Raw genomic sequence first — 14,530 nt, 5'->3', positions numbered from 1 at the left:
GGGATGAAATATACCTTAACCCGTGCGAATCCCGATGCTGATCAATATCCACTTCAAGAGCGTCAGATCGTAACCGATCCGCTTGAAGAAGAAGTGAATAAAAATGTGTTCATGACTCGTTTAGAGGACTTGGCACATACAGCAGTAAACTGGGGACGTAAGAACTCAGTTTGGCCGTTTAACTTTGGTACATCGTGCTGCTACGTAGAGTATGCAACTACCTTAACAGGTGTGCATGACTTGTCACGTTTTGGTGCAGAAGTTATTCGTGCTTCACCGCGTCAGGCAGACTTGATGATTGTTGCAGGTACGTGTTTTGTGAAAATGGCACCTGTAATTCAACGTTTGTACGAGCAAATGCTTGAGCCTAAGTGGGTAATCTCAATGGGCGCATGTGCAAACTCAGGTGGTATGTACGACATTTATTCAGTTGTGCAAGGTGTGGATAAAATCATTCCTGTGGATGTGTACATTCCGGGTTGCCCACCACGTCCTGAAGCATTAATCCAAGCATTGATGTTATTACAAGACCAAATTCAATTAGAGCGTCGTCCGTTGTCTGCGGTGATTGGTGATGATCTTAAGCCAGTATATAAGCCGAAGATGATGCCAGAACGTGACCGTAAGAATGCGCAGCGTATTGCGGTGAAAAACTTACGCTCTATGGATGAAATTAAATAATTTAAACGTACAAATATTGATGCACCCGACGGGTGTAGTTGTCGTTTAGGTTGACTGAATTTGTATTAAATAGGAAGCCAAGCCAATGGCTGAAACTGACATTGCTATGCCAGAATCAACAGCAGTTGATTCACGCCCAGCATTTGCAATTGTAGAAGAGCTCAAAACCAAATTTGGTGAGAACTTCTATGTGCAAACGACTTTTGAAGATTTTCCAACAGTCTGGGTTGAGCGCGCACGTGTACAAGAAGTTTTAATGTTCTTGCGTACAGTGTCACGTCCATACGTGATGTTGTTCGACTTGTCTGCGGTAGATGAGCGTTTGCGTACTCACCGCGATGGTCTACCTGCGTCTGACTTTACTGTGTTCTATCACTTGTTATCGCTAGAGCGTAACACGGACATTCGTATTAAAGTTGCGTTGAATGAGAGTGATCTCAATATTCCAACAGCAACCAACATTTGGCCAAATGCCAACTGGTACGAGCGTGAAGCTTACGATATGTTTGGTATCAACTTCGAAGGGCATCCAATGCTTCGTCGTATCTTGTTGCCAACATATTGGGAAGGTCATCCGTTACGCAAAGAGTATTCTGCACGTGCAACGGAATATACACCGTATATGCAGAACCAAGCCAAACAAGACTTCGAGCAAGAACACCTTCGCTTTGTGCCTGAAGATTGGGGCTTAAAGCGCGGTAATAAAGACGAAGACTTCATGTTCCTGAACTTGGGTCCTAACCACCCATCTGCGCACGGTGCGTTCCGTGTAATTTTGCAGTTGGATGGTGAAGAAGTGAAAGACTGTGTGCCAGATATCGGCTATCACCACCGTGGTGTGGAAAAGATGGCTGAGCGTCAAACTTGGCATTCATTCATTCCTTATACAGACCGTGTGGACTACTTGGGTGGTTGTGCGCAAAACATGCCGTATGTCATGGGTGTGGAACAACTGGCAGGCATTACTGTGCCAGACCGCGCACAATGTATCCGTGTCATGATGTCGGAATTGTTCCGTATCAATAACCACTTATTGTTCATTGGTACTGCAATTCAGGATGCGGGCGGTATGACCCCTGTATTCTATATGTTCGCAGACCGTCAAAAAATCTACGATGCGATTGAAGCTATTACGGGTTACCGTATGCATCCAGCATGGTTCCGTATCGGTGGTACCGCACACGACTTACCAAACAACTGGCAACACCTGATTCGTGAAATCTTAGAGTGGATGCCAAAACGTATGAACGAATACTACACTGCGGCATTACGCAACTCGGTATTCATGGGTCGTACGCAAGGTGTAGCGCAGTATGATGCGAAATCTGCCTTGGCTTGGGGTGTGACAGGTACTGGTTTACGTGCAACAGGTATCGACTTTGACGTGCGTAAATACCGTCCATACAGTGGTTATGAAAACTATGACTTCGAAGTACCTGTAGAGTACGAAGGCGATGCTTACGCTCGTGTACTGGTTCACTTCCGTGAAATCGAAGAGTCATTGAAAATCATCAAACAATGTCTAGATAACATGCCATCTGGTCCATATAAAGCAGACCATCCATTGGCTGTTCCACCACCAAAAGACAAGACATTACAAGATATTGAAACCCTGATTACGCACTTCTTAAGCGTGTCTTGGGGTCCTGTAATGCCTGCTGGTGAAGCATCTGTAATGGCAGAAGTGGTGAAAGGTGCATCGAATTACTACTTGACTTCAGATAAGTCAACGATGAGTTACCGTACCCGTATTCGTACACCAACTTTCACGCATTTACAGCAAATGCCTTCTGTGATTAACGGCAGTCTGGTATCTGACTTAATCATTTATTTAGCGACCATTGACGTCGTAATGGCAGACGTGGATCGCTAAGGGGTAAACGCATTATGATGATTTTGACTGATAAAAAGCCACGTGTGAATGTTGAAGGGATTTTGACTGCGGAAGAAATCCATGAAATTGAACATCACATTGGTCATTATCCGTACCCACGTGCAGCATCTTTAGATGCCTTGAAGTGTGTACAGCGCCGTAATGGCTGGGTAGATGATGCGCAGCTCAATGCGATTGCACAGCTTCTAACCATCAGCGTTGCTGATTTAGAAGGTGTCGCAACATTCTATAACCGTATTTATCGCCAGCCTGTAGGTCGTCACGTGATTTTATTGTGTGACTCGATTGCATGCTTTTTGATGGGTGCAGAAACACTGGCAGAAGCATTCCAGCGTGAATTAGGCATTCAGTTTGGTCAAACGACTGCAGATGGTCGTTTCACGTTATTGCCAATTTGCTGTTTAGGAAATTGCGATAAGGGTCCAACCTTGATGATTGATGAAGATACTCACGGTTTAGTTGAGGTGACATCGGTGCAACAGTTATTGGAGAAGTATGTATGAATACCGAACCAAGACCAATTTATGGTGACGGTAACCCAGAAACGCATCCATTAACTTGGCGTTTAAGCAAGCAAGAGCACGTGCGTAATGCAGATGATTACGAAGCATTAGAAGGTTATGCAGGCTTTAAGAAAGCGATTTCTATGCCGCCTAAAGATGTGCTTGAAGTCATTAAAGCTGCGACAGTAAAAGGTCGTGGTGGTGCAGGCTTCCCAGCAGGGATCAAATGGTCACTGATGGCGCCAAACGACAATTCAGGTCCACGTTACCTGATTTGTAATGCCGATGAGATGGAACCGGGTACTTTCAAAGACCGTTTGTTGATGGAAAAACTTCCACACCAACTGATTGAAGGTATGCTGATTGCTGCGTACACGCTTGAAGCTACCCACGGCTATATCTTTATTCGTGGCGAATACATCGAAGCTGCACAGTACTTAAATGAAGCGATTGAGCAAATTCGTGCCAAAGGTTATTTGGGCGAAAACATTTTAGGTACCAACTGGGGCTTTGAGCTATACGTGCATACAGGCGCAGGTCGTTATATCTGTGGTGAAGAAACCGCATTGATTAACTCGCTTGAAGGTCGCCGTGCTAACCCACGTACTAAACCACCATTCCCGCAAGTTGCAGGGGCATGGGGTCGTCCAACGATTGTCAACAACGTAGAAACCTATAACAACTTACCTGCAATCATGTTGCGTGGTGCAGAGTGGTATATCGGTTTATCTGCAGGTAAATCGAAAGACCCTGGCACAAAAATTTACGGTGCTTCTGGTAAGGTGAAATTCCCAGGTCTATGGGAGCTTCCATTTGGTACGACTGCACGTGAAGTAATTGAAGACTATGCGGGTGGCATGCGTGATGGCTTGAAGCTAAAAGCATGGTTACCGGGTGGTGCATCTACCGACTTCTTGGCAGCAGAACACATTGACTTGCCTATGGATGCAGAAAGCATCATGAAGGCAGGTTCACGTTTAGGCACGTGTTTGCTTATGGTGGTCGATGAAACCCAATGTATGGTTTCTGCAACCCGTAACTTAGAAGAATTCTTTGCGCGCGAATCATGTGGTTTCTGTACCCCATGTCGTGATGGTTTACCGTGGGCTGTAAAAGCACTCAAAGCAATTGAAAATGGCGAAGGGAAAGAAGAAGACATTCAACATCTTCAAGAACTCACCAAAAAATTGTGGATTGGTAAGACCTTCTGTGCTCACGCACCAGGTGCGATGGAGCCATTAATGGGCGCACTCAAATATTTCCGTGGCGAGTTTGAAGCAAAAGTGGCAAATAGCCGTCCTGCTGCTCAAGCTAGCAACGTAGAACAAGCTTAAGGAATTCGACTATGGCTACAATTCATGTCGATGGAAAATCGTACGAAGTCAATGGCTCGGAAAACTTGCTGCAAGCATGTTTGAGCCTTGGGATCGACATTCCGTACTTTTGTTGGCATCCATCCTTAGGTTCTGTCGGTTCTTGCCGTCAATGTGCCGTGACCCAATATGCGAACCCTGAAGATACTCGTGGTCGCTTGGTGATGTCATGTATGACACCTGCTGCTGACAATACCTATATCTCGATTGAAGACAAGGAAGCAACTGAGTTCCGTGCTTCAATTGTAGAGTTCTTGATGACCAACCACCCACACGACTGTCCAGTCTGTGAAGAAGGTGGTCACTGTCATTTACAAGATATGACTGTAATGACACAGCACGATCGTCGTCGTTACCGCTTTACTAAACGTACTCACTATAACCAAGAGCTTGGTTCGTTCATCGCGCATGAAATGAACCGTTGTATCGCGTGTTATCGTTGCGTGCGTTACTACAAAGACTATGCAGGCGGTACAGACTTTGGTGTCTATGCCAACGCATCACGTGTTTACTTTGGTCGTCCTGAATCGGGTACTTTGGAATCTGAATTCTCAGGTAACTTGACTGAAGTCTGTCCAACAGGTGTATTCACCGACAAAACTCACTCTGCGCGTTATAACCGTAAGTGGGACATGCAGTATGCGCCTAGCGTATGCCAAGGCTGTTCTTCAGGTTGTAACATCTCTCCGGGTGAGCGTTATGGCGAATTGCGTCGTGTAGAAAACCGCTTTAACGGTGAAGTCAACCAATACTTCCTATGCGATAAAGGTCGATTCGGTACAGGTTATGTGAACCGTGAAGATCGTCCACGTCAGCCTCAGTTCCGTAACGGTGCGAGCGTAGAAACCGTTTCTGTAGATGCTGCACTTGATACGATTATTGCCAAAGTTCAAGGCAAAAAAGTTTTGGGTATTGGTTCACCGCGTGCATCGCTTGAATCAAACTTTGCTTTGCGTGAGTTGGTTGGCCAAGACAACTACTCAACAGGTTTATCGCAAAAAGAGCAAAACTTGGTTGAACTTGCAGCTTCAATCATGCAAACCGAAGGGATTTACAACCCGGGTATGCGTGAAATTGAAGACTACGATGCTGTGTTAATTTTGGGTGAAGATTTAACCCAAACTGCACCACGTATGGCGTTGTCTGTTCGTCAAGCGGCGAAAAACAAAGCCAAAGAAATGGCGGCAGAGCGTCGTACGCCAGATTGGTTGGCTGAACCTGTGCAACGTATTGCGCAAGATGCAAAATCACCAATTTACATTTTGGCTGCAACGCAAACTCGTTTAGCTGATGTCGCAACAGGTGAAGTGGTTGCTTCTCCAAATGATATCGCACGTTTAGGTTTTGCCATTGCTGCTGCGGTTGCAGGTGACGTGATCACAGGTTTAGATGACGATGCGAAAGCATTTGCACAAACCATTGCTGACACGTTAAAAGCTGCGAAAAAACCATTGGTGATTTCAGGTACAAGCTTACTAGACGCTGCCATTATGGAAGCGGCTGCACAAGTGGCACAAAACTTGGGTGAAAACGCAGGTTTAAGCTTAACTGTGCCAGAAGTGAACTCAATGGGCTTGGCTATATTTGGTGGGCAAAGCTTAGAGCAAGCATTTGCACAAGATTATGATGCTGTGATTGTGGTTGAAAATGACTTATATCGTCGTTTACCTGCAGTACAAGTCGATGCAGCTTTAGCGAAAGCACAAGATGTCATCGTGCTAGATCATGCTGAAACCGCAACTGTGCAAAAAGCCAATATCGTACTTTCTGCAGCAAGCTTCGCGGAAGGTGATGGTACGGTGGTGAGTCAGGAAGGTCGTGCACAACGCTTCTTCCAAGTTTATGACCCAAGCTACTACAAACCTGAATTGGCGATTAAAGAATCTTGGCGCTGGTTACACGCACTTGAAACAGGCTTAAAAGGCAAAGCAATTGCTTGGACTGTTTTAGATGACGTGATTGAATCTGTAGTGAAGAATGTTCCAGCACTTGAAGCAATTCAAGATGTTGCACCAGATGCAGGTTTCCGTGTACATGGCTTAAAAGTTGCGCGTGAACCACGTCGTTACTCAGGTCGTACCGCTATGCGTGCACCGTTATCCATTCACGAACCAAAACAACCTGTCGATGTAGATTCAGCATTAACATTCTCTATGGAAGGTTATGTGGGTAATCAAACGCCAGCGGCACTTGTACCATTTGCTTGGTCTGCAGGTTGGAACTCGCCACAAGCTTGGAACAAATTCCAAGACAACGTGGGTGGTCACTTAAAAGGTGGTGACGCAGGTATTCGTTTATTCGACCGTTTGGCGAAACGTCCTGCACGTAGCTATGTTGCACCTGCACCAGTACTTGCAAATCCAGACAGCTTCCGTTTAATTCCAATGCATCACATTTTTGCATCGGGGGAATTTACGGTGAAAACTCCTGCAATGGAATCACGTATTCCTGAAGCAGTATTTGCTGTAGGTACGCAGGATGCGCAGCGTTTGAATCTACAAGATGGTCAAACAATTACTGTACAAGCAGGCGAAACATCTATCGTGTTGCCAGTACAAGTGATTGAATATTTACCTACAGGTTATATTGGCTACCCAATTGGTCTTGCACCAACGGTATCTCTTGCAGAGCCTGTTTCAGTCGCGGTAGGAGTGTAATTCATGCAACAAGAATTAATCCGTCAGACGCCGCTGTGGGCTGAGAACTGGCCAATTGCCTATTCAGTCATTCAAGCGATTGTCATCTTACTGGTTGTGGTATTGATTGCTGCACTCATGTCTTTTATTGAGCGTCGTTTACTGGGCTTATGGCAAGACCGTTATGGTCCGAACCGTGTAGGTCCAGGCGGTATGTTCCAGATTGTTGCCGACATGCTGAAAATCATGTTCAAAGAAGACTGGACACCAAAATTTGCCGACAAACTTACGTTCCGTATGGCACCAGCAGTTGCAATGGCAACTGCGGTACTGTCGTTCATGGTTATTCCTGTATCACCTTATTTAGGTGTGGCAGACATGAGCATTGGCCTGTTGTTCTTTATGGCAATGGCAGGTATCGCAGTGTATGCGGTGTTATTTGGTGGTTGGTCATCAAACAACAAATACGCATTGCTTGGTGGTTTACGTTCAGCCGCTCAAACCATTTCTTATGAAGTGTTCTTGGGTATTTCACTCATGGGTGTGGTTGCTATTGCAGGCTCATTCAACATGCGTGAAATTGTTGAAGCGCAACGTGATGTTTGGTTTGTGATTCCACAATTCTTAGGTTTCTTGATTTTCGTGGTTGCAGGCGTTGCGGTAACTCACCGTCACCCATTTGACCAACCAGAAGCAGAACAAGAATTGGCTGAAGGTTATCACGTCGAATATGGCGGTATGAAGTGGGGGATGTTCTTCGTTGCAGAATATGTCAACGTGGTACTGATCTCTGCGCTTATCGTGACTCTATTCTTCGGTGGATGGCTAGCGCCGTTTAACCTTGAAATTCCATTCATTCCAGCAGCTTTCTGGTTCATTATCAAAACAGCATTCTTTGTGATGATGTTTGTCTTGGCTCGTGGTTCTTTAATGCGTCCACGTTATGACCAAGTGATGAACTTTGGTTGGAAAATTTGCTTGCCATTGGCGCTTGTTAACCTTTTGGTAACTGGTGCTGTGATTCTTATGAATCATTCGGCCTAAGACAGCAGGGAGAACAATATGTTTAAGTTTCTAGCTGGGTTTGGGTCAATTGTACGTTCACTGTGGATGGTTTTCTCACACGTGACACGTAAACGTGACACCATTTTGTATCCGGAAGTGCCAGCCGAAGAAATTGTACCTCCACGCTTCCGTGGTCGTATTGTGTTAACACGCGATCCAGATGGCGAAGAGCGTTGTGTAGCATGTAACCTCTGTGCAGTTGCCTGTCCAGTTGGTTGTATTTCACTGCAAAAAGCAGAACAGGAAGATGGTCGTTGGTACCCAGAGTTTTTCCGTATCAACTTCTCACGCTGTATTTTCTGCGGTATGTGTGAAGAAGCATGTCCAACGACTGCAATTCAGTTAACACCTGACTTTGAGTTAGGTGAATATGTGCGTCAAGACTTGGTGTATGAGAAAGAACACTTACTCATTTCAGGTCCTGGTAAATATCCTGACTACAACTTCTACCGTGTAACGGGTATGGCTGTTACAGGTAAAGACAAAGGTCAAGCGCAACGTGAAAGCGCACCTATTGATGTACGGAGTCTATTACCATGATGTGGCCGTTTTACTTGATGGCACTCGTGGCCATTGTTTCTACGGTTCGTGTAGTGACTAACGCGAACCCAGTACATGCTTTATTAAGCTTGATCGTGTCATTACTTGCGGTTGCAGGCATGTTCATGATCGTGGGTGCACCATTTGCTGGTGCCTTAGAAATCATTGTTTATGCGGGTGCGATCATGGTCTTGTTCGTATTCGTGGTGATGATGCTCAACCTTGGTCAGCAAACTGTTGAGCAAGAGCGTAAATGGTTGACTTCATCAACTTGGGCATACCCAGCTTTGATGAGCTTCCTAATTGGTTTGGTTTTAGTGTGGTCATTAAGCTCAGACTACACTGCACCAAGCGCGCTTATGGGCACCGAAATGGTGGGTCCAAAAGCAGTGGGTCAAGCACTCTTTACTCAGTACTTATTGTTGGTTGAAGTTGCCGCAATGTTATTACTTGCAGCTTTGGTTGCAGGCTTCCACATCGGTAAACGTGAACCAAGTGCAGAAGAGGAAAAAGAATAATGGGCAACATCCCTTTAGAGCATGGTTTGATCGTTGCATCTATTCTTTTTGCACTGGGTTTTTACGGTGTGATGGTGCGACGCAACCTACTATTTATTTTAATGGGCCTTGAAATCATGATGAACGCTGCGGCATTGGCGTTTGTCTTGGCTGGTAGTGCATGGGTACAACCAGATGGTCAGATCATGTTTATCTTGATCTTGACACTTGCTGCGGCAGAGGCGTGTATCGGTCTTGCGATCGTCCTTCAGTTCTATCATCGCTTCCATCATTTGGATGTGGATGCTGCTAGTGAGATGCGCGGATGAGTTATTTATATCTAACAGTATTGTTTCCGCTCATTGGTTTTATCCTTTTAGCGGCAGGGCGTAACAACTTACCTGAAAAAGTTGCTGCGATTATTGGCGTAGGTTCAGTGGGTCTGTCTGCATTATTTGCGCTAATTGCAGGCATGGACTTTGTGAACAACGGTTCGGTTGCAACGACTCAACATTTATGGACTTGGTTCAATGTGGGTGGTTTTGCACCTGCGTTTAGCTTGCACTTAGACGGTTTATCTTTGCTCATGCTGGGCATGATTACAGGCGTGGGTTTCTTAATTCACATCTTTGCATCATGGTATATGCGTGGTGAAGAAGACTTTGCACGTTTCTTCTCTTACTTCAACTTGTTCGTTGCGAGCATGTTGTTGTTGGTACTTGGCGATAACTTGGCGTTATTGTTCCTAGGTTGGGAAGGTGTAGGTTTGTGCTCTTACTTGCTGATTGGTTATTACTACCAAAACCCTGCAAACGGTTTTGCAGCAATCAAAGCATTTACCGTAACACGTGTGGGTGACGTTTTCCTACTGATCGCGTTGTTCTTGTTGTATCAACAATTTGGTACGTTGAACACACAATACATCGTAGAAAATGCAGCCAATGTAATGACTCAAAGCTCGTCGATCACCATTTGGACAGCGTTAATGTTGTTCTTGGGTGCTGCGGGTAAATCTGCACAAATTCCGTTGCAAACTTGGTTAGCCGATGCGATGGCAGGTCCTACACCTGTATCTGCATTAATCCACGCTGCAACCATGGTAACTGCGGGTGTTTACTTATGCTGCCGTATGTTCAGCGTATTTGAACTTGCACCTGAAGTGATGTTATTCATTTCAATTACAGGTGCTGTGACCTTGCTAGTTGCTGGTTTTGCAGCATTGGTTCAAACCGACATCAAACGTATTTTGGCTTACTCAACTATGAGTCAGCTGGGTTATATGTTTATGGCAGTTGGTGCAGAAGCATACCAAGCGGGTCTATTCCACATGTTAACTCACGCATTCTTCAAGGCATTATTATTCTTGTCTTCTGGTGCGGTGATTTTGGCTTACCATCACGAACAAAACATTTTCAAAATGGGTGGCTTGTTCTACAAGAACAAATTCCTATTTGCATGTTTCGCAATTGGTGGCGGTGCATTGGCAGCGATTCCATTCTTGACCATTGGTTTCTTCTCAAAAGACGCTATTTTGGCAGCAGTTTGGACGCAAAGTCATATCGCAGGTATTCCGCTATATAACACCTTATATTGGGTGGGTGTAGCAGGTGCATTCTTAACGTCAATTTATACATTCCGCTTAATTTGGGTTGTATTCTTTGGTAAAGAAAACACACCGTATCACGAGATCAAAGGCGCAACTTACTGGTTCCCATTGGCAGTGCTTGCAGTACTTTCAACTGGTTTAGCGATTGTATTAAAAGCACCAGTGATGAGCATTCTTGATGCTGCAAAAATCCCAGCATTTGTGATTCCTGAAGCATTAGAAGCAGGCGCACATGGTGCAGAGTATGTTGCAATTGGTGTGGCTTTGGCTGGTTTAGCAGTAGGTGTGGTGTTATTTGCCTTTGCTTACAATGCTGTAAAAGGTTTTGCGCAAACTTCATTGGGCGCAGGCCTTGCCAACATTTGCCGTAATGCACTTGGTTTCGATGCGTTGTATGACATCGTATTTGTAAAACCATTCTTGCTGATTGCCAAACTATTAGGTCGTGATCCAGTTGATGGTATGTGGTTGGTACTGCCTGCACTGGTGAAAGGTGGTCATAGCTTCACAAGTTCACGTCAAACAGGTTCATTGCGTGAGTACGCATCAAGTATGGCACTTGGTGTGGTGGTCTTACTAATGATCTTGATCGTGATTCAGGTCGTGGGGAAATAAGATGGATACTCCAAACAATTTAATTCTACCCGCGCTGATCCTTGTTCCGTTCATTGCAGGTTTTATTTGCTGGTTGGTCGATAAACTCGACGATAAATTACCGCGTTACATTGCTTTAGTGGGTATGCTCGTTACTTTGGGCTTAACTGTCGCATTGTGGCAAGGAGCTAGCTATAACTATGAATTAGGCGCTCAAGTTCCAACTTGGTCGGCTGAATTTATGTTGCCTTGGATTCAAACCCTAGGCATCAACATTCACTTAGCGGTGGATGGCTTATCTTTACTCATGGTGGGCTTAACAGCATTACTGGGTATTTTAGCGGTAGGCTGTTCATTTGGTGAAATTCAAAAGAACGTTGGTTTCTTCCATCTTAACCTTTTATGGTCTTTGGGAGGGGTAATTGGTGTATTCCTTGCGATTGACTTGTTCCTGTTCTTCTTCTTCTGGGAGATGATGCTTGTACCAATCTACTTCCTGATTGCGTTATGGGGTCATAAAGGTTCAAACGGTCGTTCACGTGTTTACGCTGCAACCAAATTCTTTATCTACACGCAAGTTGCTGGTTTAATCATGTTGATTGGTATCTTAGGTCTAGTGATCTACGGATACATGATGTCAGGTACAATTTCATTCAACTACAACTATTTATTGGCTGTAGCGAATACACTTGACGCACAATTACCAGCAGTCGCTTATGCCTTCATGATCTGTTTATTCATCGGTTTTGCGGTAAAACTTCCAGTTTTCCCATTACACGGTTGGTTACCAGATGCACACGCACAAGCGCCTACAGCGGGTTCTGTCGACCTTGCAGGTATTTTGATTAAAACTGCGGCATACGGTTTATTACGTTTCGTGATTCCATTCTTCCCAGCGGCTTCTGCTCAGTTTGCAGACATCGCCATTATTTTGGGTTTAATTGGTGTGTTCTACGGCGCGTGGTGTGCTTTCCAGCAAACCGATATGAAGCGTTTACTTGCCTATACCTCAATTTCGCACATGGGCTTCGTATTACTTGCAATTTATGCAGGTAATATCCTGACTTACCAAGGCTTAATGATCATGATGTTGGCACATGGCTTGTCATCTGCTGCATTGTTCATTATGTGTGGTCAAATTTACGAGCGCGTACATACACGTGACATGCGTTTAATGGGCGGTATTCGTGGTCAATTCCAATACCTTTCATTCTTCCTCATGTTCTTTGTGGCTGCGTTAGTCGGTATTCCTGGTTTAGGTAACTTTATTGGTGAATTCCTGATTTTAATGGGTTCATTTGAACAGTTCCCAGCCTTCACAATTATTGCGGCAATCAGCTTAGTTTTTGCAGGTGTTTACGGTTTAATCCTGATTCACAAAGCTTTGTTTGGTGTACCAAATGAAGAGCAAAAACAGCACTATGCAAATCCGTTAAAAGATTTAAATGCACGTGAAGTTGTGATTCTTTCAATTTGTGCGCTGGGTCTAGTATGGCTTGGTCTGTATCCACAAACCTTCCTTGATATTTCAAATTCAAGTATGGCGTGGTTAGCAAATAGCTACATCCCAGTTCAAGAAGTAGTTGAAGTTACGCAAGAAGTAACAGCTCAACTCGAAAATGTGGAGATCCAATAAGCCATGAACTTCACAATGTCATTTTCTGAGCTTATGCCTTTAGCTCCTGTGATGATCGTGGCTTTAACTGCGATTGTCGTGATGATCCTTACTGCAATTAAGCGTAACCATAACTTAATTGCTACAGCATCAGTGGTGGGCTTGAACCTCGCTGCGGCTTACCTTTTACTCATGATGTTTGGTGGGAACTTTGCTCCTGCCAGCGTGATGGGCATGTTTATGATTGATCCGTTCACCTTGTTATATCAACTGGTGATTCTGATCGCAGCATTGGCATGTTCTACTTTGTCTCATGCTTATATTGAGACCTATAAAGACAACCGCGAAGAACTTTACATCTTGATGTTATGTTCTGTAGCGGGTGCTATGTTGATGGTGTCAAGTTCGCACTATGCATCGTTCTTCATTAGCCTTGAGTTAATGTCAATTCCTGTTTATGGCTTATTGGCATATACCCACCAGCGTTCTAAATCTTTAGAAGCGGGCGTGAAGTACTTAGTATTGTCTGCAACTGCATCAGCAATGTTGCTTATGGGTATGGCGTACATTTATGCGTACACAGGTTCATTGTCGTTCTATGACTCTGTTCAAGCATTAATGCAAAATATCCAACAGCCATTGGTGATTTTAGGTCTAGGCTTAATTGTCTTTGCTGTGGCATTTAAACTGTCTTTGGCACCATTCCACAAATGGACACCAGACGTTTATGACGGTGCGCCTGCACCAATCGCAACCTTCCTTGCGACTGCAGCGAAAGTAGCAACCATTGGTTTGTTCGTGCGTTACATTTTGGGTTCAGGTGCAATCCTGATTGACTCGATTGTGACCATCATGACCATTATTGCCGTGCTTTCAATTTTGGTGGGTAACTTCCTTGCTGTACGTCAAGTGAACTTGAAACGTATTTTGGGTTACTCATCAATTGCACACTTTGGTTATTTGTTGATTGGTTTAATCAGCATGACTTATGCAAGCTTGGGTAATGTCAGCGTTTATGTGATTACCTATGTCTTGACGACCATTGGTGCGTTCGGTGCGGTGGCATTAATGTCTAGCCCATACAACAACGTAGCAGAAGCTGAAAGTTTGGCTGACTACCGTGGTTTGTTCTGGCGTCGCCCAGTATTGACTGCTGTATTGACCGTGATGATGCTTTCTCTCGCAGGTATTCCATTAACTGCAGGCTTCATTGGTAAGTTCTTGGTGGTGATGGCTGCGGTAACAACTCAGCACTGGTTCTTAGCTGCGATGATCATCGTGGGTTCAGGTATTGGTTTGTACTACTACTTGCGCGTTATGGTGGTGATGTATATGACACCGCCAGACGAACCAAAAATGGACGCTGTTGATCATTGGGGTCAAAAAGTGGGCGGTATTATGGTATTGGCTGCAGCTTTAGCGGTATTGGTGATTGGTGTTTATCCAGACCCAATTATCAAAATTGCACTTGAAGCTGAAATTTTGTCACCAATCCATTTCATGCTGTCACAGCAATAATTTGAAAG

At 44.6% G+C, this 14,530-nt stretch carries 12 protein-coding genes; all 12 read left to right on the top strand.

Translation table 11 applies throughout. The features are described from left to right. The first annotated feature begins 3 nt into the window (after positions 1-3). The 12 genes from FTT74_RS03915 to nuoN all read left to right on the top strand — a co-directional run bounded on the left by FTT74_RS03915 (position 4) and on the right by nuoN (position 14,522). Positions 4-681 (top strand): NADH-quinone oxidoreductase subunit B family protein, encoded by a 678-nt coding sequence (locus FTT74_RS03915; RefSeq protein WP_004975447.1) that lies wholly within the window; start codon positions 4-6, stop codon positions 679-681. Between the two features lie 85 nt (positions 682-766). Then, a complete protein-coding gene (gene nuoC, locus FTT74_RS03910) occupies positions 767-2,554 on the top strand; it encodes an NADH-quinone oxidoreductase subunit C/D (protein WP_004975450.1) in 1,788 nt (595 codons plus the stop codon). A 14-nt stretch (positions 2,555-2,568) separates the two neighbouring features. After that, complete coding sequence (gene nuoE / locus FTT74_RS03905) at positions 2,569-3,078, top strand: NADH-quinone oxidoreductase subunit NuoE (protein WP_004975451.1); 510 nt, start codon at positions 2,569-2,571, stop codon at positions 3,076-3,078. Beyond that, positions 3,075-4,412, top strand: coding sequence for an NADH-quinone oxidoreductase subunit NuoF (gene nuoF, locus FTT74_RS03900; protein WP_004975453.1), 1,338 nt, complete (start codon positions 3,075-3,077; stop codon positions 4,410-4,412). Before nuoE ends, nuoF begins: the two co-directional genes overlap by 4 nt. Before the next feature lie 11 nt (positions 4,413-4,423). After that, positions 4,424-7,108, top strand: coding sequence for an NADH-quinone oxidoreductase subunit NuoG (nuoG, locus tag FTT74_RS03895; RefSeq protein ID WP_131261530.1), 2,685 nt, complete (start codon positions 4,424-4,426; stop codon positions 7,106-7,108). A gap of 3 nt (positions 7,109-7,111) precedes the next feature. Continuing rightward, on the top strand, positions 7,112-8,131 hold the full coding sequence (gene nuoH, locus FTT74_RS03890) for an NADH-quinone oxidoreductase subunit NuoH (RefSeq protein WP_004975457.1): 1,020 nt from the start codon (positions 7,112-7,114) through the stop codon (positions 8,129-8,131). Positions 8,132-8,149: 18 nt separating this feature from the next. Then, positions 8,150-8,692 (top strand): NADH-quinone oxidoreductase subunit NuoI, encoded by a 543-nt coding sequence (gene nuoI, locus FTT74_RS03885; RefSeq protein ID WP_004975460.1) that lies wholly within the window; start codon positions 8,150-8,152, stop codon positions 8,690-8,692. After that, a complete protein-coding gene (nuoJ, locus tag FTT74_RS03880; RefSeq protein WP_171062597.1) occupies positions 8,692-9,210 on the top strand; it encodes an NADH-quinone oxidoreductase subunit J in 519 nt (172 codons plus the stop codon). The genes nuoI and nuoJ overlap by 1 nt, the downstream gene beginning before the upstream one ends. Then, positions 9,210-9,518, top strand: coding sequence for an NADH-quinone oxidoreductase subunit NuoK (gene nuoK, locus FTT74_RS03875; protein ID WP_179988597.1), 309 nt, complete (start codon positions 9,210-9,212; stop codon positions 9,516-9,518). Before nuoJ ends, nuoK begins: the two co-directional genes overlap by 1 nt. Continuing rightward, the gene (gene nuoL, locus FTT74_RS03870; RefSeq protein ID WP_096901802.1) at positions 9,515-11,410 is read left to right on the top strand and encodes an NADH-quinone oxidoreductase subunit L; all 1,896 of its coding nucleotides are present in this window, start codon (positions 9,515-9,517) and stop codon (positions 11,408-11,410) included. The genes nuoK and nuoL overlap by 4 nt, the downstream gene beginning before the upstream one ends. A gap of 1 nt (position 11,411) precedes the next feature. Further along, positions 11,412-13,025, top strand: a complete 1,614-nt coding sequence (gene nuoM, locus FTT74_RS03865) for an NADH-quinone oxidoreductase subunit M (protein ID WP_004975471.1) — start codon at positions 11,412-11,414, stop codon at positions 13,023-13,025. Positions 13,026-13,028: 3 nt separating this feature from the next. Next, complete coding sequence (gene nuoN / locus FTT74_RS03860) at positions 13,029-14,522, top strand: NADH-quinone oxidoreductase subunit NuoN (RefSeq protein ID WP_179988596.1); 1,494 nt, start codon at positions 13,029-13,031, stop codon at positions 14,520-14,522. Positions 14,523-14,530: the final 8 nt, after the last annotated feature.

The sequence above is a fragment of the Acinetobacter sp. YH01007 genome (assembly GCF_013420425.1).
Classification (GTDB): domain Bacteria; phylum Pseudomonadota; class Gammaproteobacteria; order Pseudomonadales; family Moraxellaceae; genus Acinetobacter; species Acinetobacter towneri.
Note: the sequence above shows the minus strand (reverse complement) of the source record. Positions and strands in the feature narration are given on the sequence as shown.